Here is a 20,840-nt window from a genome sequence, read left to right as displayed (position 1 = left end):
CGCCTCCGTCGGCGACAATGGAGTGTGCAGAAGCTCCGCCTCGTCTTCGCCGGCACTCCTGCCGTCGCCGTTCCGTCACTCGACCGTCTCGCGGCGAGCGGCCATGATCTCGTCGGCGTGGTCACCCGGCAGCCGGCGCCGCTCGGACGCAAGCGCGTGCTGACCCCGTCACCCGTCGCGCAGGCGGCGGCTGGGCTCGACGTGCCGATCATCGAAGCGAACCGGCTCGATGCGGAGGCCTCGGCCCGCATCTCAGCGCTCGAGCCCGACCTCGGCGTCATCGTGGCCTACGGCGGCCTCGTGCGAGAGCCCCTGCTGTCGACCCCCGTGCACGGCTGGATCAACCTGCACTTCTCGCTGCTTCCCGCCTGGCGCGGCGCGGCGCCCGTGCAGCACTCGCTCATCGCGGGCGACACGGTTGCCGGGGCCTCCGTGTTCCAGCTCGTGCCCGAGCTCGACGCGGGCGATGTGTTCGCGGAGCTGCGGCATCCGCTGCAGGGCGACGAGACGGCCGGAGCGCTGCTCGACGCCCTCGCAGGCTCCGGAGCCGCGCTGCTCGCCGACGTGGTCGACGCCATCGCCGACGGTTCGGCGCGCTCAGTGCCGCAGGTCGGTGAGCCGAGCCTCGCTCCCAAGCTGTCGATCGACGATGCGCGCCTCGACTGGACGCTGCCCGCGAACGAGGTGCACGCCCGATTCCGCGGCGTCACGCCCGAGCCGGGTGCCTGGACGACGATCGACGAACAGCGGGTGAAGGTGCTCGAGCTCGGCGCACCCGCCCTCGACGAGATCCCTGCACTCGCACCCGGAGAGCTCGTGCTCTCGGCGCGCCGCGTGCTCATCGGCACCGGCACCACGCCGCTCGAACTGCGCCGGATGCAACCGGCGGGCAAGCCCGCGATGGACGCCGGCGACTGGTGGCGCGGCTCCGGCCGCAGCACGGCGGTGGCACGATGAGCGCGGGCAACAGCCGCAACGGCCGCGGTTCGGCGCGCGGCGGCAGCTCCGGAGGCGCCGCCGCCGGCGGCCAGCAACGGCGCAACGGCGGGGGAGCATCCGCTCGCTCGACGCCTGCGCGGATCGCTCCGGCGCGCATCGTCGCCGTCGAGGTGCTCGAGGCGGTGCGCGCCGACGAGGCCTATGCGAATCTTCTCCTGCCGACTCGCATCCGCCGTGCCGGTCTCGACCGGGCCGATGCCGCGTTCGCGACCGAGCTGACGTACGGCACGCTGCGCATGCAGGGCTTCTACGACCGGGTGATCGAACTCGCCGCGAACCGGCCGGCCTCCGCGATCGACCCCGCGGTGCTCGACGTGCTCCGCCTCGGAGCGCACCAGCTCCTGGCCACCAGGGTCGCCACGCACGCGGCCGTCAACGAGCAGGTCGAACTCGCGCGCCGCGTCGCTCCGAAGGCCGCCGGGTTCGCCAACGCCGTGCTTCGCACGATCTCACGCACTTCGCCCGAGGAGTGGCGCGAACTCGTCGCCGAGGGTGCGAGCACCGAGGATGCGCGTCTCGCCGCGGTCACGAGCCACCCCGAGTGGATCGTGCGGGCGCTCCGCACCGCGCTCGACCACGAGGGCCGGGCCGACGAGCTCGAGCAGCTCCTCGACGCCGACAATGCCTCGCCCCGGGTGAACCTCGCCGTGCTGCCGGGGCTCGACGTCGACACCGACGGCATCGAGGGCTTCGAACCCGACCGCTTCTCGCCGATCGGCGCGGTCGCCTCCGACCCGATCGCGGCCGCCGAACGCTCGGGCGGTCGTATCCGCGTGCAGGACGAGGGATCCCAGCTCGCAGCCCTCGCGCTCAGTCGTGCCGAGCCCGTGCGCCCGGGGGAGCGCTGGCTCGACCTGTGCGCGGGCCCTGGCGGCAAGACGGCGGTGCTCGCGGCCGAGGCGCTCGCAAACGGTGTGGTGCTCGCGGCGAACGAGACCGTTCCCGTTCGGGCCGAGCTCGTTCGCAACGCCATCGTCGGGGTTCCGCTCGACGTCGAGGTGCACGTCGGCGACGGTCGGCAGCTCGACCTCGAGGCGCTCGGCGCACCTGGCGGGTTCGACCGCATCCTGCTCGACGCACCGTGCACGGGGCTCGGCGCGCTTCGGCGCCGGCCCGAGGCGCGCTGGCGCAAGGCGCCATCGGATGTCGCCGAGCTCACGAAGCTCCAGGGGCAGCTGTTCGACAGCGCCTTCGCCGCGCTCGCTCCCGGCGGCATCCTCGCCTATGTCACGTGCTCGCCGCACACGGGCGAGACGCACGGCACGCTCGCCGCGGCGCTCCGTCGAGCGGGCGATTCGGCCGAGCAGCTCGACACGCGGTCCGTGATCGAGGGGGTGTCGCGGCATCCGCTCGACCTCGCCGGCGCGCCCGAGACGGTGCAGCTGTGGCCGCACCGGCACGGCACCGACGCGATGTTCATCGCGCTCGTGCGCAAGCGTGCGTGAGCGAACAGTGTCCACCGCAGACGCTCGATAGGGTGGCTGCATGACGACGCGGATCAACCCGAGCATCCTCGCTGCCGACTTCGCGAACCTCGAGCACGAGCTCGGGCGCATCGCGAGCGCCGACCTCGTGCACGTCGACGTCATGGACAACCACTTCGTGCCGAACCTGACGTTCGGCCCGCAGATGGTGGGGCGCCTGCAGCAGGTCAGCCCGATCCCGCTCGACGTGCACCTCATGATCTCCGACGTCGATCGGTGGGCTCCCGGCTACGCCGAACTCGGGGTGGTCTCGGTCACCTTCCACGCCGAAGCCACCGAGGAACCGGTGGCGCTCGCCCGCCGGCTCCGCGAGATCGGAGCCCGCGCCGGCATCGCGCTGAAGCCCGGCACCGACGTCGAGCCGTACCTCGAGCTGCTGCCCGAGTTCGACCAGGTGCTCGTGATGACCGTCGAGCCCGGCTTCGGCGGACAGTCGTTCATGGCCGAGACGATGCCGAAGCTCGAGCGGCTCTCGCGCGTCGTGCGCGAGACCGGCCTCGATGTCTGGCTCCAGGTCGACGGCGGCATCTCGCTCGACACGATCGGCATCGCGGCAGAGGCCGGGGCCGACACCTTCGTCGCCGGCTCGGCGGTCTTCGGTGCCGAGGTGCCCGCCGAGCGCATCGCCGCGCTTCGTGACGCCGCAATCGCGCACCGGCATTGAGCCGCTCCGGGCACCGGTAGGCTTGACGGGTGAAGACCTTCGACGAGCTGTTCATCGAGCTCGCTGACAGAGCCGCCACCCGCCCCGAGGGCTCAGGCACCGTACGCGAGCTCGACGCCGGCGTGCACGCAATCGGCAAGAAGATCGTCGAAGAGGCGGCCGAGGTGTGGATGGCCGCCGAATACCAGAGCGACGACGAGACGGCCGAAGAGATCTCCCAACTGCTGTACCACCTGCAGGTGCTGATGCTCGCGAAGGGGCTCTCGCCCGCCGACGTGTACCGACATCTCTGATCCCGCCCATGGCCGATCAGACCCGTCGACACGAAAGTACTGAAATGCTCCGAATCGCCGTGCCCAACAAGGGCTCGCTCGCTGAGACCGCCGCGCAGATGCTGTGGGAGGCCGGGTACACCGGTCGCCGCGACCCGCGCGACCTGCACACCGCCGACCCGCGCAACGGGGTCGAGTTCTTCTACCTGCGTCCGCGTGACATCGCGACCTACGTCGGCTCGGGCGCGCTCGACGTCGGCATCACGGGTCGCGACCTCCTGCTCGATTCCGGCTCGGATGCCTCTGAGATCGCGCCGCTCGGATTCGGCGACTCGACCTTCCGCTTCGCCGGGCCGGCGGGCGCCTTCACCGACCTCACGGGCCTCGAGGGCGTTCGGGTGGCGACGAGCTACCCGGGCCTCGTCGGTGACTTCCTCGCCGGCCACGGCGTCACCCCGGCGAAGCTCGTGAAGCTCGACGGCGCCGTCGAATCGGCCGTGCGCCTCGGCGTCGCCGACGCGGTCGCCGACGTCGTCTCGACGGGCTCGACCCTCCGTCAGGCGGGCCTCGAGATCTTCGGCCCCGTCATCCTCGACTCGACGGCCGTGCTCATCGGCTCCGGCGTCGACAAGCCGGGCGCCGCGACGCTGCTCCGTCGCCTCCAGGGCGTGCTCGTCGCGCGCCAGTACGTGCTGCTCGACTACGACGTGCCGGTCGAGCACCTCGAACGCGCGACCGCTGCGGCACCTGGATTCGAGTCGCCGACGGTCTCGCCGCTGCACGATCCCGAGTGGGTCGCCGTGCGCGTCATGATCCCGCGGGTCGACATGAACCACGTCATGGACGAACTGTACGAGCTCGGCGCGAGGGCGATCCTCGTCAGCGCGATCCACGCAGCTCGGTTGTGAGGCGCACATGTCTCTCGCCGTCCGTGTGATCCCGTGTCTCGACGTGGCTGCCGGCCGCGTCGTGAAGGGCGTGAACTTCCAGAACCTGCGCGACGCCGGCGACCCCGTCGAGCTCGCGGCCCGTTACGCCGAGCAGGGCGCCGATGAACTGACGTTCCTCGACGTCACCGCCACCGTCGACGACCGCTCCACGACGTACGACATGGTGCAGCGGGTCGCCGAACAGGTCTTCATCCCGCTGACGGTGGGCGGCGGCATCCGCTCGGCCGACGACGTCGCGCGGCTGCAGGGCCACGGCGCCGACAAGATCGGCGTCAACAGCGCCGCGATCGCCCGCCCCGCGCTCATCGGCGAGATCGCCGACCGGTTCGGCGCGCAGGTGCTCGTGCTCTCGCTCGACGTCAAGCGCTCCGACCGCATGCCGTCGGGCTTCGTCGTGACGACTCACGGCGGTCGCACCGAGACCGAGCTCGACGCGCTCGACTGGGCCCGTCGCGGCATCGAACTCGGCGCAGGTGAACTGCTCGTCAACTCGATCGACGCCGACGGCACGAAGGCCGGATTCGACCTCGAGCTCACCGCGCTCATGCACGAGCTCTCGACCGTGCCCGTCATCGCCTCGGGCGGCGCCGGCGCGGTGGCCGACTTCCCGCCGGCGATCGCAGCGGGTGCCGATGCCGTGCTCGCTGCCTCGGTCTTCCACAACGGCGAGCTGACCATCGGCCAGGTGAAGGCCGCGCTGGCGGCTGACGGAAGGATCGTGCGATGACCACCGAATCCACGTCCGCCGAGTCCACGGCCCCCGAGTCGACCGTCGACGCGGCGCTCGAGCGAGCGGTCTTCAACGCCGACGGACTGCTGCCGGCCGTCATCCAGCAGTGGGACACCGGCGAGATGCTGATGCTCGGCTGGATGGACCGCGAGGCGCTGCGGCGCACCCTGACCGAGGGCCGGGTCACGTTCTGGTCGCGATCGCGCCAGGAGTACTGGCGGAAGGGCGACACCTCGGGGCACGCGCAGTACGTGCGGTCGGCGGCGCTCGACTGCGACGCCGACACCCTGCTCGTGCGCGTCGAGCAGATCGGGGCCGCCTGCCACACCGGCACCCGCACCTGCTTCGACGGCGACCCGATCGCCGTGACCCCCGGATTCCCGCCCGCCGACTGACGACGAGGAGCACACGTTGGCCGACGCCACGACCACCTTCGAGGAGTTCTCCGCCCTGCTCGCGGGGCGCCGGGTCGTGCCCGTCGTGCGCGAGCTCTTCGCCGACGGCGAGACGCCGGTGGGCATCTACCGCAAGCTCGCCGGTGGCCGCCCGGGCACCTTCCTGCTGGAATCGGCCGAGCAGGGCGGCATCTGGTCGCGCTACTCGTTCGTCGGCGTCTCGTCGTACGGCGTGCTCACCGAAGCATCCGATCGCGTGGAATGGCAGGACTACGGGCTGAGCGCCGAGCGCGCCCTCGGCGACGCAGCCGGGCTCGCGCCGCTCGCCGCCCTCGAGGCGCTCTTCGAGCGCTGGCGCACGGAAGACGTGCCGGGGGCGCCGCCGCTCACGGGCGGACTCGTCGGGTTCATCGGGTGGGAGGCGATCCGTCAGATCGAGCGCCTGCCGAACCGGCCGCCGTCGGAGTTCCCGATGCCGGGCCAGGCGTTCGCGTTCGTCTCCGAACTCGTCGTGATCGACCATCGCACGGGCACCGTGCAGCTCATCGCCTCGGTCTTGAACGACCGGGGCGAGGCGCCCGAGCAGCTCTGGCAGGGCGCGCAGGCGCGTCTCGACCGCATGCAGCGCGGGCTCGCGCAGCCGACCGAGGCGTGGCTCGCCGAGATCGACCTCGCGCGCGCCGCCGATCCGCGACACCGCACTGAGAAAGCCGACTTCCTCGCGGCGGTCGACCGGTCGAAGGAGTACATCCGCGAGGGCGACATCTTCCAGGTCGTCATCTCGCAGCGTTTCGAGCAGGAGGCGACGGCGCATCCGATCGACGTCTACCGCGTGCTCCGGAGCCTCAACCCGAGCCCGTACATGTACCTCCTGCACCTCGAGGACACGGCGGGGGAGCCGTACTGGATCGTCGGCTCGTCGCCCGAGGCGCTCGTGAAGGTGCAGCACGGCCGTGTGTTCACGCATCCGATCGCCGGCTCGAAGCCGCGCGGCGCGACTCCCGAGGCCGACGCCGATCTCGAGGCCGAGCTCATCGCCGACCCGAAGGAGCAGGCCGAGCACCTCATGCTCGTCGACCTCGCGCGCAACGACCTCGCGAAGGTCTGCACAGCGGGCACCGTCGAGGTGACCGAGTTCATGCGGGTCGAGCGGTTCAGCCACATCATGCACCTCGTCTCGTCGGTCGAGGGCGACCTCGTCGGCGACGCGAACGCGATCGACGTCTTCCGAGCCACCTTCCCGGCGGGCACGCTGTCGGGCGCCCCGAAGCCCCGGGCGCTCGAGATCATCGACGAGCTCGAGCCGGCGCAGCGCGGCCTCTACGGCGGCGTCGTCGGCTACTTCGGGTTCGGCGGCGACGCCGACCTCGCGATCGCGATCCGCACCGCGACGATCTCGGGCGGCGTCGCGCGAGTGCAGGCCGGCGGCGGGCTCGTCGCCGACTCCGACCCCGAGTCCGAGTACCAGGAGTCCCGCAACAAGGCAGCGGCGCCCCTCCGCGCAGTCGCGGTCGCGAACGCGATGCGCCGGGTGGAATCGTGAACCCGGCCCGCATGAAGCTGCCCGCGATCGTCGCCACGGTCGCGGGAGCCGGCCTCGTGCTGCTCTCGTGGAGCCAGACCTGGTTCGACCTCCTGATCGAGGCGAGCACGACCGGCGGCACCGGCGAACCGGTCGCCGTCACCGGCAGCGTCGCGTCGCCGGCGCTCGCAGCGCTCGGCCTCGCGGGCCTCGCGCTCGTGGCCGCGCTCGCGATCGCCGGCCCAGGCATCCGCTTCGTGCTCGGCGTGCTCGAGGTGCTCCTCGGCGGCTGCGTCCTGCTCGCGGCCGGCCTGTCGCTCGCAGATCCGGTGGCCTCGGTCTCGCCCGCCGTGACGGATGCCACGGGCGTCGCCGGCGCCGCACCGACCGCCGACCTCGTGGCATCCGTCACCGCGACGGTCTGGCCCGTGCTCGCGCTCGTCGGCGGTGCGCTCCTCGTGCTCGCCGGCATCGCCGTGCTCGTGACCGGTACTCGCTGGCCCGCCTCCTCGCGGCGATACAGCGATTCCCGCATGGCGGCCGACGGCACGGCGCCTGCTGTCGATGAGCGCCCCGCCTCCGATCGCGCCATCGACGACTGGGACGGCCTCAGCCGCGGCGACGACCCGACCGACCCCGACGACGACCCGCACGACGGCGAGAGCCCCAGTGGCTCGAACCGCTAGACTGGCCCACGAAAACCCCAGCACGAAGGAGCATCATGAGCATTGAGACCGCAGATCCCGGCCACGGACACTCGCCCGCGGCATGGACCGCCGTCACGATCATGCTCATCGCATTCACGATCGGCACGGTCGCCTTCTTCTTCGACGCGCAGTGGCTCGTCTGGGCATCGGCAGGTCTCCTCGTCGTCGGCATCATCGTCGGCTGGGTGCTCGCGCGCGCCGGCTACGGCGTCGGCGGCTCGAAGGTCGCCGAAAAGGCGCACTAGTGCTCGCCGAGCTGACGGCGAACGCGGTCGCCGACGCTCTGGCGCGCCGCGAGGGCGCCCCGTTGGCGGCGGTCGAGGCCGCGGCGCTCGCGCGCCCGGCGGCCCTCGACGCGCTCGAGGCGCTGCGCCCGGCCGCCCACGTCAAGGTCATCGCCGAGATCAAGCGCTCGAGCCCTTCGCGGGGTTCGCTCGCGACGATCAGCGACCCGGCCGCGCTCGCCCGCCAGTACGAACTCGGTGGTGCGAGCGCGATCAGCGTGCTCACCGAGGGCCGGAAGTTCGGCGGCTCGCTCGCCGACCTGGAGACCGTGCGCGCTGCGGTCTCGCTGCCGGTGCTGCGCAAAGACTTCATCGCGACGCCGTACCAGGTGTTCGAAGCCCGTGCAGCGGGCGCCGACCTCGTGCTGCTCATCGTGGCCGCGCTCGACGACCCGACGCTCCGCGAGCTCCACGACCTCATCGTCGAGCTCGGCATGACGCCGCTCATCGAGACGCACTCGGCCGACGAGCTCGAGCGGGCTGCCGCCCTCGGTGCGCGCCTCATCGGCGTGAACGCCCGCGATCTCTCGACCTTCGAGCTCGACCGCGACCTCTTCGGCCGTCTCGCGCCGCGATTCCCCGAGGGCGCGATCCGCGTCGCGGAGTCCGCAGTGCTGTCGGCGGCGGATGTCGCGCACTACCGTTCCTCGGGCGCCGACGTCGTCCTCGTCGGCGAGGCGCTCGTCACGGGCGGCGACCCGATTGCCAACCTCTCAGCTTTCCTGGCGGTGTGACATGGCGCTCAGAGCGCAGACCGGTCCCTACTTCGGCGACTTCGGCGGGCGCTTCGTGCCCGAGTCCCTCGTCGCCGCCCTCGACGAGCTCGGCGAGGCCTACGACCTCGCGAAGCTGGATCCCGCGTTCGGCGACGAGCTCGCCGAGCTCGGCCGCAGCTACACGGGCCGCCCGTCGATCATCACCGAGGTGCCGCGTTTCGCGGCGCACGCCGGCGGCGCCCGCGTCATCCTGAAACGCGAAGACCTGAACCACACGGGCTCGCACAAGATCAACAACGTGCTCGGCCAGGCGCTCCTCACGAAGCGCATCGGCAAGACCCGCGTGATCGCCGAGACGGGCGCGGGTCAGCACGGCGTCGCGACCGCCACGGCAGCGGCGCTGTTCGGCCTCGACTGCGTCATCTACATGGGCGAGGTCGACACCGAACGCCAGGCGTTGAACGTCGCGCGCATGCGGTTGCTCGGCGCCGAGGTCATCGCCGTGACGGCGGGCTCACGCACCCTGAAGGACGCGATCAACGAGGCCATGCGCGACTGGGTCACGAACGTCGAGACCACCAACTACATCTTCGGCACGGTCGCGGGCCCGCACCCGTTCCCCGAGATGGTGCGCGACTTCCAGAAGATCATCGGCGAAGAGGCCCGCCAGCAGGTCATCGACCTCACGGGCTCGCTGCCGACGGCGGTCGCGGCCTGCGTCGGCGGCGGGTCGAACGCGATCGGCCTCTTCCACGCCTTCCTCGACGACGAGGGCGTCGCGCTCTACGGCTTCGAGGCCGGCGGCGAGGGCGCCGAGACCGAACGGCACGCCGCGACGATCACGAAGGGCCGCCCGGGCGTGCTCCATGGGGCTCGCAGCTACCTGCTGCAAGACGAAGACGGTCAGACCATCGAGTCGCATTCGATTTCGGCGGGCCTCGACTATCCGGGCGTCGGGCCCGAGCACTCGTGGCTCTCGGCGATCGGCCGCGCGAACTACCGCCCGGTGACCGACGACGCGGCCATGCAGGCCCTGCGCCTCCTCACGCGCACCGAGGGCATCATTCCCGCGATCGAGTCGGCGCACGCGCTCGCGGGTGCACTCGAACTCGGTCGCGAACTCGGCCCAGAGGCCACGATCCTCGTGAACCTCTCGGGTCGCGGCGATAAAGACATGGACACGGCCGCTCGCTACTTCGAGCTCTACGACCAGGAGAACGGCGAATGAACACGGTCGGTTCCGTCATCCGCCGCCGGAACGACGAGGCGTCGGGCGCCCTCATCGGGTACCTGCCCGTCGGCTTCCCCACCTTCGACGAGAGCGTCGAGGCGGCGGTCGCGATGGTCGAGAACGGCGTCGACATCCTCGAGCTCGGCCTGCCCTACTCCGACCCCGTGATGGACGGCCCCGTCATCCAGGCGGCCACCCAGCAGGCCCTCGCGAACGGCTTCCGCCTCGCCGACGGATTCGAGGCCGTGCGCCGCATCACCGAGCGGGTGGATGCCCCGGTGCTGATCATGACCTACTGGAACCCGGTGGTGCAGTACGGCGTCGACCGTTTCGCCGACGACCTCGTCGCGGCCGGAGGAGCGGGACTCATCACCCCCGACCTCATTCCCGACGAGGGAGCGGCCTGGATCGCGGCATCCGATCGCACCGGTCTCGACCGGGTCTTCCTCGCGGCGCCGACGTCGACCGACGCCCGCATCCGGCAGGTCATCGATGCGAGCCGCGGCTTCGTCTACGCCGTGTCGACGATGGGCATCACGGGTGCCCGCAGTGATGTCGACCGGGCCGCTCGCACGCTCGTCGAGCGGTTGACCGCTGCAGGGGCTCCGGCGAGCTGCGTCGGCGTCGGCATCTCGACGGCCGCTCAGGTCGCCGAGGTGCTCGAGTACGCGCAGGGCGCGATCGTCGGCTCGGCGCTCGTGAACGCACTCGCCACGGGCGGCGTGCCCGCGGTCGGCGAGCTCGCGGCAGAACTCGCGCGCGGCACCCGCGCCTGAGTGAAGTACGCTCATTGAGGCCGTCAGCGGCCGCAGAAACTGAGGAAAGGCAGCAGCCGGCGTGATCGCACCGTTCAGCATTCCGAGCCCCGACCCCGCATGGCGCGCCCTCGAGATCCCGGTCCCGTGGGGCACGCTGACGATCCAGACGTACGCGCTCTGCATCCTCGTCGGCATCGTCCTCGCCGTCATCATCACCTCGCGCCGCCTCACGAAGCGCGGCGCCGAGCCCGGCATCGTGCTCGACATCGCCCTCTGGGCCGTGCCGCTCGGCATCATCGGCGCCCGCATCTACCACGTGCTCACGCACCCCGGCGACTACTTCTACGACGGTGCGAACATCTGGAATCCCTTCCAGCCGGGTTCGGTCTGGGCCATCTGGGAGGGCGGCAACGCGATCTACGGCGCGCTCATCGGCGGCGCCGTCGGCGTGATCATCGGCTGCCGGTTCACGGGCATCCGCTTCTGGTCGTTCGCCGACGCCCTCGCACCCGGCCTCCTCGTCGCCCAGGCCATCGGCCGTCTCGGCAACTGGTTCAACCACGAACTCTTCGGTTCGCCCACGGACCTGCCGTGGGGCCTCGAGATCGCCTCCGACAACGCCGCCTTCCCCGCCGGGCTCGCCGACGGCACCCTGTTCCACCCGACGTTCCTCTACGAGCTCGTCTGGAACCTCCTCGGCGCGGCCGCCATCATCATGCTCGAGCGCCGCTTCAACCTCCGCTGGGGCAAGGCGTTCGGCGTGTACCTCATCTGGTACGGCGCGGGCCGCGCGTTCTTCGAGTCGATCCGCCTCGATCCCAGCGAGATGTTCTTCGGCATCCGCGTCAACGTCTGGGCATCGCTCGCGGCCGTCGTGCTCGGCATCGTGCTCATCCTCGTGCAGCGTCGCCGGCACACCGGCGACGAGGCGAGTCCCTACGTTCCGGGGCGTGAATGGAGTGCGCCCGATGCTGAGGTAGACTCCGAAGACATCGAGTCCGACTCCGACTCTCTCGACGATGGCGTCGAGGGTGAGAGCGAAACGGGCGTGACGGCGGCCACAAGCCCAAGCCGATCCACCTCAGCGTAAAGCGCCCCACGTAGAACGCTTCTCCGAAGCGACGCCGCACCATGCGTCGCGACAACTCCCTTGATGGGCCGACGACGTCCCCCGCTGCACACTTAGTTGATGAGGACGGTTCACGTGTCGCTCACCCCACCCTTCTCGAGGTTCGGTACCGTTCCGGCCGCCCAGGGCATGTACGACCCTGCTGCCGAGAAAGACGCCTGCGGCCTCGCGATGGTCGCCACGCTCCGTGGCACCGCCGGACACGACATCATCACCGCGGCGCTCGACGCGCTCCGCAACCTCGAGCACCGCGGCGCGGTCGGCTCCGACGCCGGCACCGGTGACGGCGCGGGCATCGTCACGCAGGTGCCCGACGCCTTCCTCCGCGCGGTGACCACGTTCGGGCTCCCCGCTGCCGGCGCCTACGCGGTCGGCAATGCGTTCCTGCCCGTCGACCCCACCGCGCGCAGCAGGGTCAAGCAGTCGCTCGTCGGGCTCGCGGCATCCGAAGGCCTCTCGGTCATCGGATGGCGCGAGGTGCCGGTTCGTCCCGAAGAGCTCGGCTCGCTCGCCCGTGCGGCGATGCCGGTCGTGCAGCAGCTCTTCGTGCAGGCCGTCGCCACCTCGTCGACTGATGCGACCGTGTCGGGCATCGACCTCGACCGGTTGACGTTCCGGCTGCGCAAGCGCGCTGAGCGCGAGTTGGAGCTCTACTTCGCGTCGCTCTCGAGCCGCACGCTCGTCTACAAGGGCATGGTCACGACACTGCAACTCGAGCCGTTCTACCCCGACCTCTCCGACGAGCGGTTCGCGTCGAAGCTCGCCCTCGTGCACTCGCGGTACTCGACCAACACGTTCCCGTCGTGGCCGCTCGCCCAGCCGTTCCGCATGATCGCGCACAACGGTGAGATCAACACGATCCAGGGCAACCGCAACTGGATGCGGGCGCGCCAGTCGCAGCTCGAGTCCGAGGTGCTCGGCGATCTCGCGCCGCTCCGGCCGATCGTCACCCCCGGTGCGAGCGACTCCGCCTCGTTCGACGAGGTCGTCGAGCTGCTGACGCTCGCGGGCCGCAGTCTGCCGCACGCCGTCATGATGATGGTGCCCGAGGCGTGGGAGAACCAGACCGAGATCGCACCCGAACGCCGCGCGTTCTACGAGTACCACTCGATGCTCATGGAGCCGTGGGACGGCCCCGCGGCCATCGTCTTCACCGACGGCACGCTCGTCGGCGCCACGCTCGACCGCAACGGGCTCCGCCCCGGCCGGTACGTCGTCACCGACGACGGCCTCGTCGTGCTCGCGAGCGAGATCGGCGTGCTCGACATCGAGCAGAGCCGCATCGTTCGCAAGGGCCGGCTGCAGCCCGGCCGCATGTTCCTCGTCGACACCGAGGCCGGTCGCCTCATCGAGGACGACGAGATCAAGGCCGAGCTCGCCGCGGCCGAGCCGTGGGGCGACTGGCTCGAGCAGGGGCGCATCCAGCTCGCTGACCTGCCCGAGCGCGAGCACATCGTGCACCCGCCGGCATCCGTGAACCGTCGTCAGCGCACCTTCGGCTACACCGAGGAAGAGGTGAAGATCCTGCTCGCGCCGATGGCGCGCACCGGGCAGGAGCCGCTCGGCGCCATGGGCTCCGACACGCCGATCGCGGTGCTGTCGAAGCGCCCGCGCCTGCTCTTCGACTACTTCACGCAGCAGTTCGCGCAGGTGACGAACCCGCCGCTCGACTCGATCCGCGAGGCGGTCGTGACCTCGCTCGGCACCTCGCTCGGCCCCGAGCGAAACCTCCTCGATGCCGGGCCCGAGCACGCGCGCCAGGTCGCGCTCACCTTCCCGGTGATCGACAACGACGAACTCGCGAAGATCGTGCACATCGACCCGGCGCCCGGTGCGCGCACGACGGTCACGATCCGCGGCCTCTACCGCTTCGACGAAGGACCCGAGGCGCTGCGCAATCGACTCACCGCCATCTGCGGAGAGGTCGACGAGGCGATCGCCGCCGGTGCGGCGTTCGTCGTGCTGAGCGACCGCGACTCCAACAAGGACCTGGCGCCGATCCCGTCGCTCCTCATGCTCTCGGCTGTGCACCACCACCTCATCCGCTCCGAGAACCGCATGAAGGTCGGACTCGTGGTCGAGGCCGGCGACGTGCGCGAGGTGCACCAGGTCGCGCTGCTCATCGGCTACGGGGCATCCGCTGTGAACCCCTACCTCGCCATGGAGACGTGCGAGGACCTCGTGCGCTCCGGCGTCATCACGGGCATCACGCCCGAAGACGCGGTGCACAACGTCATCAAGGCGCTCGGCAAGGGCGTGCTGAAGATCATGTCGAAGATGGGCATCTCGACGATCTCGTCGTATGCGGGGGCCCAGGCGTTCGAGGCGATCGGGCTCGACCAGGGCTTCATCGACGAGTTCTTCACCGGCACGACCTCGAAGCTCGGCGGCGTCGGCATCGACACGATCGCGTCCGAGAACCTCGACCGGCACACAGAGGCGTACCCGCAGGATGTCGCGGTGCGCGCCCACGAGCGCCTCTCGACCGGCGGCGAGTACCAGTGGCGCCGCGACGGCTCGCCCCACCTCTTCAACCCCGAGACGGTGTTCCGCCTGCAGCACGCGACGCGCAATCGCCGCTACGACGTGTTCCGCGAGTACACCTCGCTCGTCGACTCCCAGGCCGAAGACCTGATGACCCTGCGCGGCATGTTCGCCCTGCGCACGGGCACGCGGCCCGCGGTGCCGATCGACGAGGTCGAGTCCGTCGAGTCGATCGTCAAGCGCTTCTCGACCGGCGCGATGAGCTACGGCTCCATCTCGAAGGAGGCGCACGAGTCGCTCGCGATCGCGATGAACCGGCTCGGCGGAAAATCCAACACGGGTGAGGGCGGCGAAGACCTCGACCGCCTGCTCGACCCCGAGCGTCGCAGTGCGATCAAGCAGGTCGCTTCCGGGCGTTTCGGCGTCACGAGCATGTACCTGACGCACGCCGAAGACATCCAGATCAAGCTCGCCCAGGGTGCCAAGCCCGGCGAGGGCGGCCAGCTGCCGCCGACGAAGGTGTACCCGTGGGTCGCGCGCACGCGTCACGCCACGGCGGGCGTCGGCCTCATCTCGCCCCCGCCGCACCACGACATCTACTCGATCGAAGACCTCAAGCAGCTGATCTTCGATCTGAAGCGCGCGAACCCCAAGGCGCGCGTGCACGTGAAGCTCGTGAGCCAGTCGGGCATCGGCGCGGTCGCGGCGGGCACCGCCAAGGCCCTCGCGGACGTCATCCTGGTCTCCGGCCACGACGGCGGCACCGGTGCGAGCCCGCTCAACTCGCTGAAACACGCAGGCACGCCCTGGGAGCTCGGTCTCGCTGAGACGCAGCAGACGCTCATGCTGAACGGCATGCGCGACCGCGTCGTCGTGCAGGTCGACGGGCAGCTGAAGACCGGCCGCGACGTCGTCATCGGCGCGCTGCTCGGTGCAGAGGAGTTCGGCTTCGCCACGGCACCGCTCGTCGTGCAGGGCTGCGTCATGATGCGCGTCTGCCACCTCGACACGTGCCCCGTGGGCGTCGCGACGCAGAACCCCGAGCTGCGCAAGCGCTTCACGGGCAAGCCCGAGTTCGTCGTCAACTTCTTCGAGTTCATCGCTCAAGAGGTGAGGGAGTACCTCGCCGCCCTCGGCTACCGCTCGATCGACGAGATCGTCGGCCGGCGCGAACTGCTCGACGTCGACCGCGCAGTCGACCACTGGAAGGCCTCGGGCCTCGACCTCACGCCCATGCTCGTCGGCCCCGACTTCTCGGAGTCCGAGGCACGGCGGAACGTGCGCGGGCAGGACCACGAGCTCGACGAGCACTTCGACAACGAGCTCATCCGGCGCAGCCGTCTCGTGCTCGAACAGGGCGGCAACATCGAGATCGCGCTGCCGATCCGCAACACCGAGCGCGCCGTCGGCACGATGCTCGGCCACGAGGTCACGGTGCGGCGCGGCGAGCACGGGTTGCCGAGCGGCTCGATCGACATCACGCTCACCGGTTCGGCTGGCCAGTCCCTCGGCGCGTTCCTGCCGGCGGGCATCACGCTCCGCCTCGAGGGCGATTCGAACGACTACGTCGGCAAGGGGCTCTCGGGCGGGCAGATCGTGGTCCGTCCGTCGCGCGACAGCGGCTTCGTCGCCGAGCGCAACGTGATCGCCGGCAACGTCATCGGCTACGGCGCGACACAGGGCAGCATGTTCATCCGCGGCATCGTCGGCGAACGCTTCCTGGTGCGCAACTCGGGCGCCACGGCCGTCGTCGAGGGCGTCGGTGACCACGCGCTCGAGTACATGACCGGCGGCCTCGCGCTCATCCTCGGCGAGACCGGCCGCAACCTCGGCGCCGGCATGTCGGGCGGCACCGCCTATGTGCTCGGCCTTCGGGAAGAACGCGTGAACCGCGAATCGCTGACGACCGGCGAGCTCGAGCTGCATCCGCTCGGCAGCGCCGATCGCGAGATCGTCCGCGACCTGCTCGAACAGCACGTCGCGAACACCGACTCCGCGGTCGCCGCGTCGCTCCTCGCCGCCGGCGACGACGCGTTCGACCGCTTCACCAAGGTGCTGCCGCGCGACTACGCCGCAGTGCTGCGAACCCGCCAGAGCGCGGTCGACGAGGGGCTCGACCCCGACGGCGACGTGGTCTGGACCCGAATCCTGGAAGTGACCAATGGCTGACCCGATCCAGACGATGGACCCGGCTGCGCCCATGAACACCTTGGAAGTGACCAATGGCTGACCCGAAGGGCTTTCTGAAGGTCACCGAGCGCGAGCTGCCGAAGCGGCGGCCCGTTCCGGTGCGCATCATGGACTTCAAGGAGGTCTACGAGCAGGGCGACCCCGCGCAGCTCCGCCGTCAGGCCGGCCGCTGCATGGACTGCGGCGTTCCGTTCTGCCACCAGGGCTGCCCGCTCGGCAACCTGATCCCCGAGTGGAACGACCTGATGTACCGGGGCGAGGGCCGTGCTGCCTCCGAGCGCCTCCACGCGACGAACAACTTCCCCGAGTTCACGGGCCGGCTCTGCCCGGCCCCGTGCGAGTCGGCCTGCGTGCTCGGCATCAACCAGCCGGCCGTGACGATCAAGCAGGTCGAGGTCTCGATCATCGACGAGGCGTTCGGCAACGGCTGGGTCCAGCCGCAGCCGCCGGGTCGCCTGACCGGCAAGACGGTCGCGGTCGTCGGCTCGGGCCCTGCCGGGCTCGCCGCTGCGCAGCAACTCACGCGCGCCGGTCACACGGTCGCCGTCTTCGAGCGCGACGACCGCATCGGAGGGCTGCTGCGCTACGGCATCCCCGACTTCAAGATGGAGAAGAAGCACCTCGACCTGCGACTCGCGCAGATGACCGCCGAGGGCACCCGGTTCCGTGCCGGCGTGAACATCGGCGTCGACATCACGTGGGCGCAGCTGCGCGAGCGCTACGACGCCGTCGTCGTCGCCACCGGCGCGATCGTGCCCCGCGACCTGCCCATCCCGGGCCGCGACCTCCCGGGCGTGCACTTCGCCATGGACTACCTCGTGCAGTCGAACCGCCACCTCGCCGGCGACCAGGTCTTCGACCAGATCACGGCCGAGGGCAAGCATGTCGTCGTCCTCGGCGGCGGCGACACCGGTGCCGACTGCATCGGCACCGCGCACCGGCAGGGGGCGCTGTCGGTCACGAACCTGGCGATCGGCAAGGAGCCGAGCGCCAGTCGGCCCGAGCACCAGCCGTGGCCGATGCACCCGACGCTGTTCGAGGTGCAGAGCGCACACGAAGAGGGCGGCAACCGCCAGTTCCTCGCCTCGACGGTTGAGTTCCTCTCGAACGACGCCGGCGAGGTGCGCGCGATCCGCGTCGCCGAGACCGAGTACCTCGACGGACGCCGCGTGCCGAAGGCGGGCACCGAGCGGGAGATCCCGGCCGACCTCGTGCTGCTCGCACTCGGATTCACCGGGCCCGAGACCGCCGCGCTCGACGAGCAGCTGGCGCTGCCGGTCACCGATCGCGGCAACCTCGCCCGTGAAGCCGACTACGCGACCGCCCAGCCGGGCGTCTTCGTGGCCGGCGATGCCGGCCGCGGGCAGTCGCTCATCGTCTGGGCGATCGCCGAGGGTCGAGCTGCGGCATCCGCCGTCGACCGCTACCTTGAAGGCGAGACACTGCTGCCGTCGCCGATCGCCTCGACGGCGCGCGCCTTCTCCATCTGACCACCTGCGCGCCGCACGGCGCGCTTCGACCAACACCCGGCGCTTTTGCGCGGAACATGGGAGCACATAGAAATGAGACGAGCGAAGATCGTCGCCACCCTCGGGCCGGCGACATCGAGCTATGAGCAGATCCGGGCGATTCTCGATGCGGGCGTCGACGTCGCGCGGATGAATCTCAGCCACGGCAGCTACGACGTGCACGAGGGCGTCTACCAGAACGTGCGCAAGGCGGCGAACGACTCGGGTCGTGCCGTCGCAGTGCTCGTCGACCTCCAGGGGCCGAAGATCCGCCTCGGCAAGTTCGCCGACGGGCCGCACGAGCTCGCCGAGGGCGACATCTTCAAGATCACGACCGAAGACGTGGTCGGCACGAAGGAGCTGGTCGGCACGACGTTCAAGGGCCTGCCCCACGACGTCAAGCCCGGCGACTTCCTGCTGATCGACGACGGCAAGGTGCGCGTCGAGGTCGTCGAGACCGACGGCGTCGTCGTCACCACCAAGGTCATCGTGGCCGGCCCGGTGTCGAACAACAAGGGCATCAACCTGCCCGGTGTCGCTGTCAACGTGCCGGCGCTCTCCGACAAGGACGAGGCCGACCTCCGCTGGGGCCTCGAGCTCGGCGCCGACCTCATCGCGCTCTCGTTCGTGCGCAACGCCTCCGACATCACGCGCGTGCACGAGATCATGGACGAGGTGGGCCGGCGCGTCCCCGTCGTCGCGAAGATCGAGAAGCCGCAGGCCGTCGACGCTCTCGAGGAGATCACCGAGGCGTTCGACGCCATCATGGTCGCCCGCGGCGACCTCGGCGTCGAACTGCCCCTCGAGGCGGTTCCGATCGTGCAGAAGCGCGCGGTCGAGATCGCCCGCCGCCTCGCGAAGCCCGTCATCGTGGCGACGCAGATGCTCGAGTCGATGATCCACAGCCCCGTGCCGACGCGCGCCGAGACCTCCGACGTCGCGAACGCGGTGCTCGACGGCGCCGACGCGGTCATGCTCTCGGGCGAGACGAGCGTGGGGGAGTACCCCGTCATCACGGTGCAGACCATGGCCCGCATCGTCGAGTCGACCGAGAAGCACGGGCTCGACCGAATCCTGCCGCTCGGCACGAAGCCGCGCACCCAGTCGGGTGCGATCACGGCCGCCGCGGTCGAGGTGGCCGACTTCGTCGAGGCCAAGTACCTCTGCGTCTTCACCGAGTCGGGCGAGACGGTGCGTCGCATGACGCGCCTGCGCTCGAAGATCCCCATCCTCGCCTTCACGCCCGACCCGGCGATCCGTCGCCGCCTCGCCCTCAACTGGGGCGTCGAGGCGTTCGTCGTCGCCCGTGTGACCCACACCGACCAGATGGTCGGCCAGGTCGACGAGGCACTCGCCAAGACCGGCAAGGCCGTCAATGGCGAGAAGGTCGTCATCATCTCGGGTTCCCCTCCCGGAATCCCCGGCACCACCAACGACGTGCGCGTGCATGTCGTCGGAGAGGTGCTCTAAGCAGCGGCAGTCGAGAGGAGCCGGTCCATGCGGGCCGGCTCCTTTCGCGTGCCGTCGGCGACGAGCAGCGGATGTCGCAGCAGCCCTCGCGCGACCGGCAGGCGTCGTGCTGCTCGAGCTGCCAGACTCGGAGCATGGTCGAGTTCGAGTGCCGCACCCACCTGCCGATGACGGTGCAGCAGGCGTTCGACCTCTCGCGGAACATCGACGTGCACGTCGTATCGATGGCGGATTCGCAGGAACGTGCCGTCGCCGGCGTCACGGCCGGCGTGATCGGGCCGCACGAAGAGGTGACATGGCGGGCGCGGCACTTCGGCGTGCCCATGCGGATGACGGTCCGGATCACCGAGTTCCACCCGCCGTCGTCCTTCGTCGACGAGCAGTCCCGCGGGCCGTTCCGCTCCTTCCGCCACGAGCACGAGTTCACCGCCGACGCGGTGGGCGGCACCACCATGATCGACCGAGTGCGGTTCGTCGCGCCGCTCGGCCTGCTCGGCCGCGCTGCGGAAGGCGTGCTCGGGCCCTACCTGCGGCGTCTCATCGAGCACCGCAACGCGCACCTCGCCGCATCATCCGGTCACTGATCGCACCTGCTCGCCGAGCTGGTGCCGGTGGTGGGGGTCGAACCCACACGCCCTTTCGGGCAAAGCATTTTGAGTGCTCCGCGTCTGCCATTCCGCCACACCGGCCAAAGGCCTCGCTCAGAATACCGTAGGCTTTCCTCCGTGACAGACACCGAACCAACTCAGTCGGCACCGCGCCGCGTGGTCGTGGCGGAAGATGAGTCGCTCATCCGCCTCGATATCGTCGAGATCCTGCGCGACAACGGCTTCGAGGTCGTCGGCGAGGCCGGTGACGGCGAAACGGCAGTGGCGCTCGCCACCGAGCTGCGGCCCGATCTCGTCATCATGGACGTCAAGATGCCCCAGCTCGACGGCATCTCCGCGGCGGAGCGCCTCTCGAAGGGCCACATCGCCCCGGTCGTGCTCCTCACGGCGTTCAGCCAGAAGGAGCTCGTGGAGCGCGCCAGCGAAGCCGGAGCCCTCGCCTACGTCGTGAAGCCGTTCACGCCCAACGACCTGCTTCCCGCGATCGAGATCGCTCTGGCCCGCTACGCGCAGATCATCGCGCTCGAGGCCGAGGTCGGCGACCTCGTCGAGCGATTCGAGACCCGCAAGCTCGTCGATCGGGCCAAGGGCCTGCTCAACGAGAAGATGGGCCTCTCGGAGCCCGAGGCGTTCCGCTGGATCCAGAAGGCCTCGATGGACCGCCGCCTGACGATGAAAGACGTCTCGCAGGCGATCATCGAGCAGCTCGCGGCCAAGAAGTAACCACTCAGCTTTCACG

Annotated in this window: 19 protein-coding genes and 1 tRNA gene; 19 read left to right on the top strand and 1 reads right to left on the bottom strand. The window is 70.3% G+C overall.

Annotated elements, in window-relative coordinates; all coding sequences use genetic code 11:
- Nucleotides 1-24: 24 nt before the first annotated feature.
- The 18 genes from fmt (at nucleotide 25) to VPH61_RS08905 (ending at nucleotide 20,077) form a co-directional block, all read left to right on the top strand.
- Nucleotides 25-957: a methionyl-tRNA formyltransferase gene (gene fmt / locus VPH61_RS08990; RefSeq protein WP_332063164.1), complete on the top strand. Its 933-nt coding sequence runs from the start codon at nucleotides 25-27 to the stop codon at nucleotides 955-957.
- Entirely contained in the window at nucleotides 954-2,444 is a 1,491-nt protein-coding gene (locus VPH61_RS08985) for an RsmB/NOP family class I SAM-dependent RNA methyltransferase (protein WP_332063163.1), read from the top strand. The genes fmt and VPH61_RS08985 overlap by 4 nt, the downstream gene beginning before the upstream one ends.
- A gap of 40 nt (nucleotides 2,445-2,484) precedes the next feature.
- Nucleotides 2,485-3,147, top strand: coding sequence for a ribulose-phosphate 3-epimerase (rpe, locus tag VPH61_RS08980; RefSeq protein ID WP_332063162.1), 663 nt, complete (start codon nucleotides 2,485-2,487; stop codon nucleotides 3,145-3,147).
- A gap of 29 nt (nucleotides 3,148-3,176) precedes the next feature.
- Entirely contained in the window at nucleotides 3,177-3,440 is a 264-nt protein-coding gene (locus VPH61_RS08975) for a phosphoribosyl-ATP diphosphatase (protein WP_056650691.1), read from the top strand.
- 44 nt (nucleotides 3,441-3,484) lie between these two features.
- Nucleotides 3,485-4,327: an ATP phosphoribosyltransferase gene (gene hisG, locus VPH61_RS08970; RefSeq protein WP_332063161.1), complete on the top strand. Its 843-nt coding sequence runs from the start codon at nucleotides 3,485-3,487 to the stop codon at nucleotides 4,325-4,327.
- Nucleotides 4,328-4,334: 7 nt separating this feature from the next.
- Nucleotides 4,335-5,096, top strand: a complete 762-nt coding sequence (gene hisF / locus VPH61_RS08965; protein WP_332063160.1) for an imidazole glycerol phosphate synthase subunit HisF — start codon at nucleotides 4,335-4,337, stop codon at nucleotides 5,094-5,096.
- Nucleotides 5,093-5,494, top strand: coding sequence for a phosphoribosyl-AMP cyclohydrolase (hisI, locus tag VPH61_RS08960; RefSeq protein WP_332063159.1), 402 nt, complete (start codon nucleotides 5,093-5,095; stop codon nucleotides 5,492-5,494). Before hisF ends, hisI begins: the two co-directional genes overlap by 4 nt.
- Nucleotides 5,495-5,510: 16 nt before the next feature.
- A complete protein-coding gene (locus VPH61_RS08955; RefSeq protein ID WP_332063158.1) occupies nucleotides 5,511-7,037 on the top strand; it encodes an anthranilate synthase component I in 1,527 nt (508 codons plus the stop codon).
- Nucleotides 7,034-7,702: a Trp biosynthesis-associated membrane protein gene (locus tag VPH61_RS08950; RefSeq protein ID WP_332063157.1), complete on the top strand. Its 669-nt coding sequence runs from the start codon at nucleotides 7,034-7,036 to the stop codon at nucleotides 7,700-7,702. Before VPH61_RS08955 ends, VPH61_RS08950 begins: the two co-directional genes overlap by 4 nt.
- Nucleotides 7,703-7,737: 35 nt before the next feature.
- Nucleotides 7,738-7,968 carry a DUF6704 family protein gene (locus tag VPH61_RS08945; RefSeq protein ID WP_332063156.1) on the top strand — a complete coding sequence of 77 codons (231 nt, stop codon included), beginning with the start codon at nucleotides 7,738-7,740 and terminating at the stop codon, nucleotides 7,966-7,968.
- The gene (gene trpC / locus VPH61_RS08940; RefSeq protein WP_332063155.1) at nucleotides 7,968-8,741 is read left to right on the top strand and encodes an indole-3-glycerol phosphate synthase TrpC; all 774 of its coding nucleotides are present in this window, start codon (nucleotides 7,968-7,970) and stop codon (nucleotides 8,739-8,741) included. The genes VPH61_RS08945 and trpC overlap by 1 nt, the downstream gene beginning before the upstream one ends.
- A 1-nt stretch (nucleotide 8,742) precedes the next feature.
- Complete coding sequence (trpB, locus tag VPH61_RS08935) at nucleotides 8,743-9,951, top strand: tryptophan synthase subunit beta (RefSeq protein ID WP_332063154.1); 1,209 nt, start codon at nucleotides 8,743-8,745, stop codon at nucleotides 9,949-9,951.
- The gene (gene trpA, locus VPH61_RS08930) at nucleotides 9,948-10,730 is read left to right on the top strand and encodes a tryptophan synthase subunit alpha (protein WP_332063153.1); all 783 of its coding nucleotides are present in this window, start codon (nucleotides 9,948-9,950) and stop codon (nucleotides 10,728-10,730) included. The genes trpB and trpA overlap by 4 nt, the downstream gene beginning before the upstream one ends.
- 61 nt (nucleotides 10,731-10,791) lie before the next feature.
- Nucleotides 10,792-11,802 (top strand): prolipoprotein diacylglyceryl transferase, encoded by a 1,011-nt coding sequence (gene lgt, locus VPH61_RS08925; RefSeq protein ID WP_442879078.1) that lies wholly within the window; start codon nucleotides 10,792-10,794, stop codon nucleotides 11,800-11,802.
- Between the two features lie 99 nt (nucleotides 11,803-11,901).
- Nucleotides 11,902-16,494 carry a glutamate synthase large subunit gene (gene gltB, locus VPH61_RS08920; RefSeq protein WP_332063152.1) on the top strand — a complete coding sequence of 1,531 codons (4,593 nt, stop codon included), beginning with the start codon at nucleotides 11,902-11,904 and terminating at the stop codon, nucleotides 16,492-16,494.
- A gap of 53 nt (nucleotides 16,495-16,547) precedes the next feature.
- Nucleotides 16,548-18,005, top strand: coding sequence for a glutamate synthase subunit beta (locus tag VPH61_RS08915; RefSeq protein WP_332063151.1), 1,458 nt, complete (start codon nucleotides 16,548-16,550; stop codon nucleotides 18,003-18,005).
- Nucleotides 18,006-18,077: 72 nt separating this feature from the next.
- Nucleotides 18,078-19,493: a pyruvate kinase gene (pyk, locus tag VPH61_RS08910; RefSeq protein WP_332063150.1), complete on the top strand. Its 1,416-nt coding sequence runs from the start codon at nucleotides 18,078-18,080 to the stop codon at nucleotides 19,491-19,493.
- A 134-nt stretch (nucleotides 19,494-19,627) separates the two neighbouring features.
- Complete coding sequence (locus VPH61_RS08905; RefSeq protein WP_332063149.1) at nucleotides 19,628-20,077, top strand: SRPBCC family protein; 450 nt, start codon at nucleotides 19,628-19,630, stop codon at nucleotides 20,075-20,077.
- Nucleotides 20,078-20,096: 19 nt separating this feature from the next.
- Here VPH61_RS08905 and VPH61_RS08900 read toward each other — a convergent pair.
- Nucleotides 20,097-20,182: transfer RNA gene (locus VPH61_RS08900), tRNA-Leu, on the bottom strand.
- Nucleotides 20,183-20,218: 36 nt separating this feature from the next.
- Here VPH61_RS08900 and VPH61_RS08895 point away from each other — a divergent pair.
- A complete protein-coding gene (locus VPH61_RS08895; RefSeq protein WP_056009246.1) occupies nucleotides 20,219-20,824 on the top strand; it encodes an ANTAR domain-containing response regulator in 606 nt (201 codons plus the stop codon).
- Nucleotides 20,825-20,840: the final 16 nt, after the last annotated feature.

The organism is Agromyces sp. CCNWLW203 (assembly GCF_036576125.1).
Lineage (GTDB): Bacteria > Actinomycetota > Actinomycetes > Actinomycetales > Microbacteriaceae > Agromyces.
Note: the sequence above shows the minus strand (reverse complement) of the source record. Positions and strands in the feature narration are given on the sequence as shown.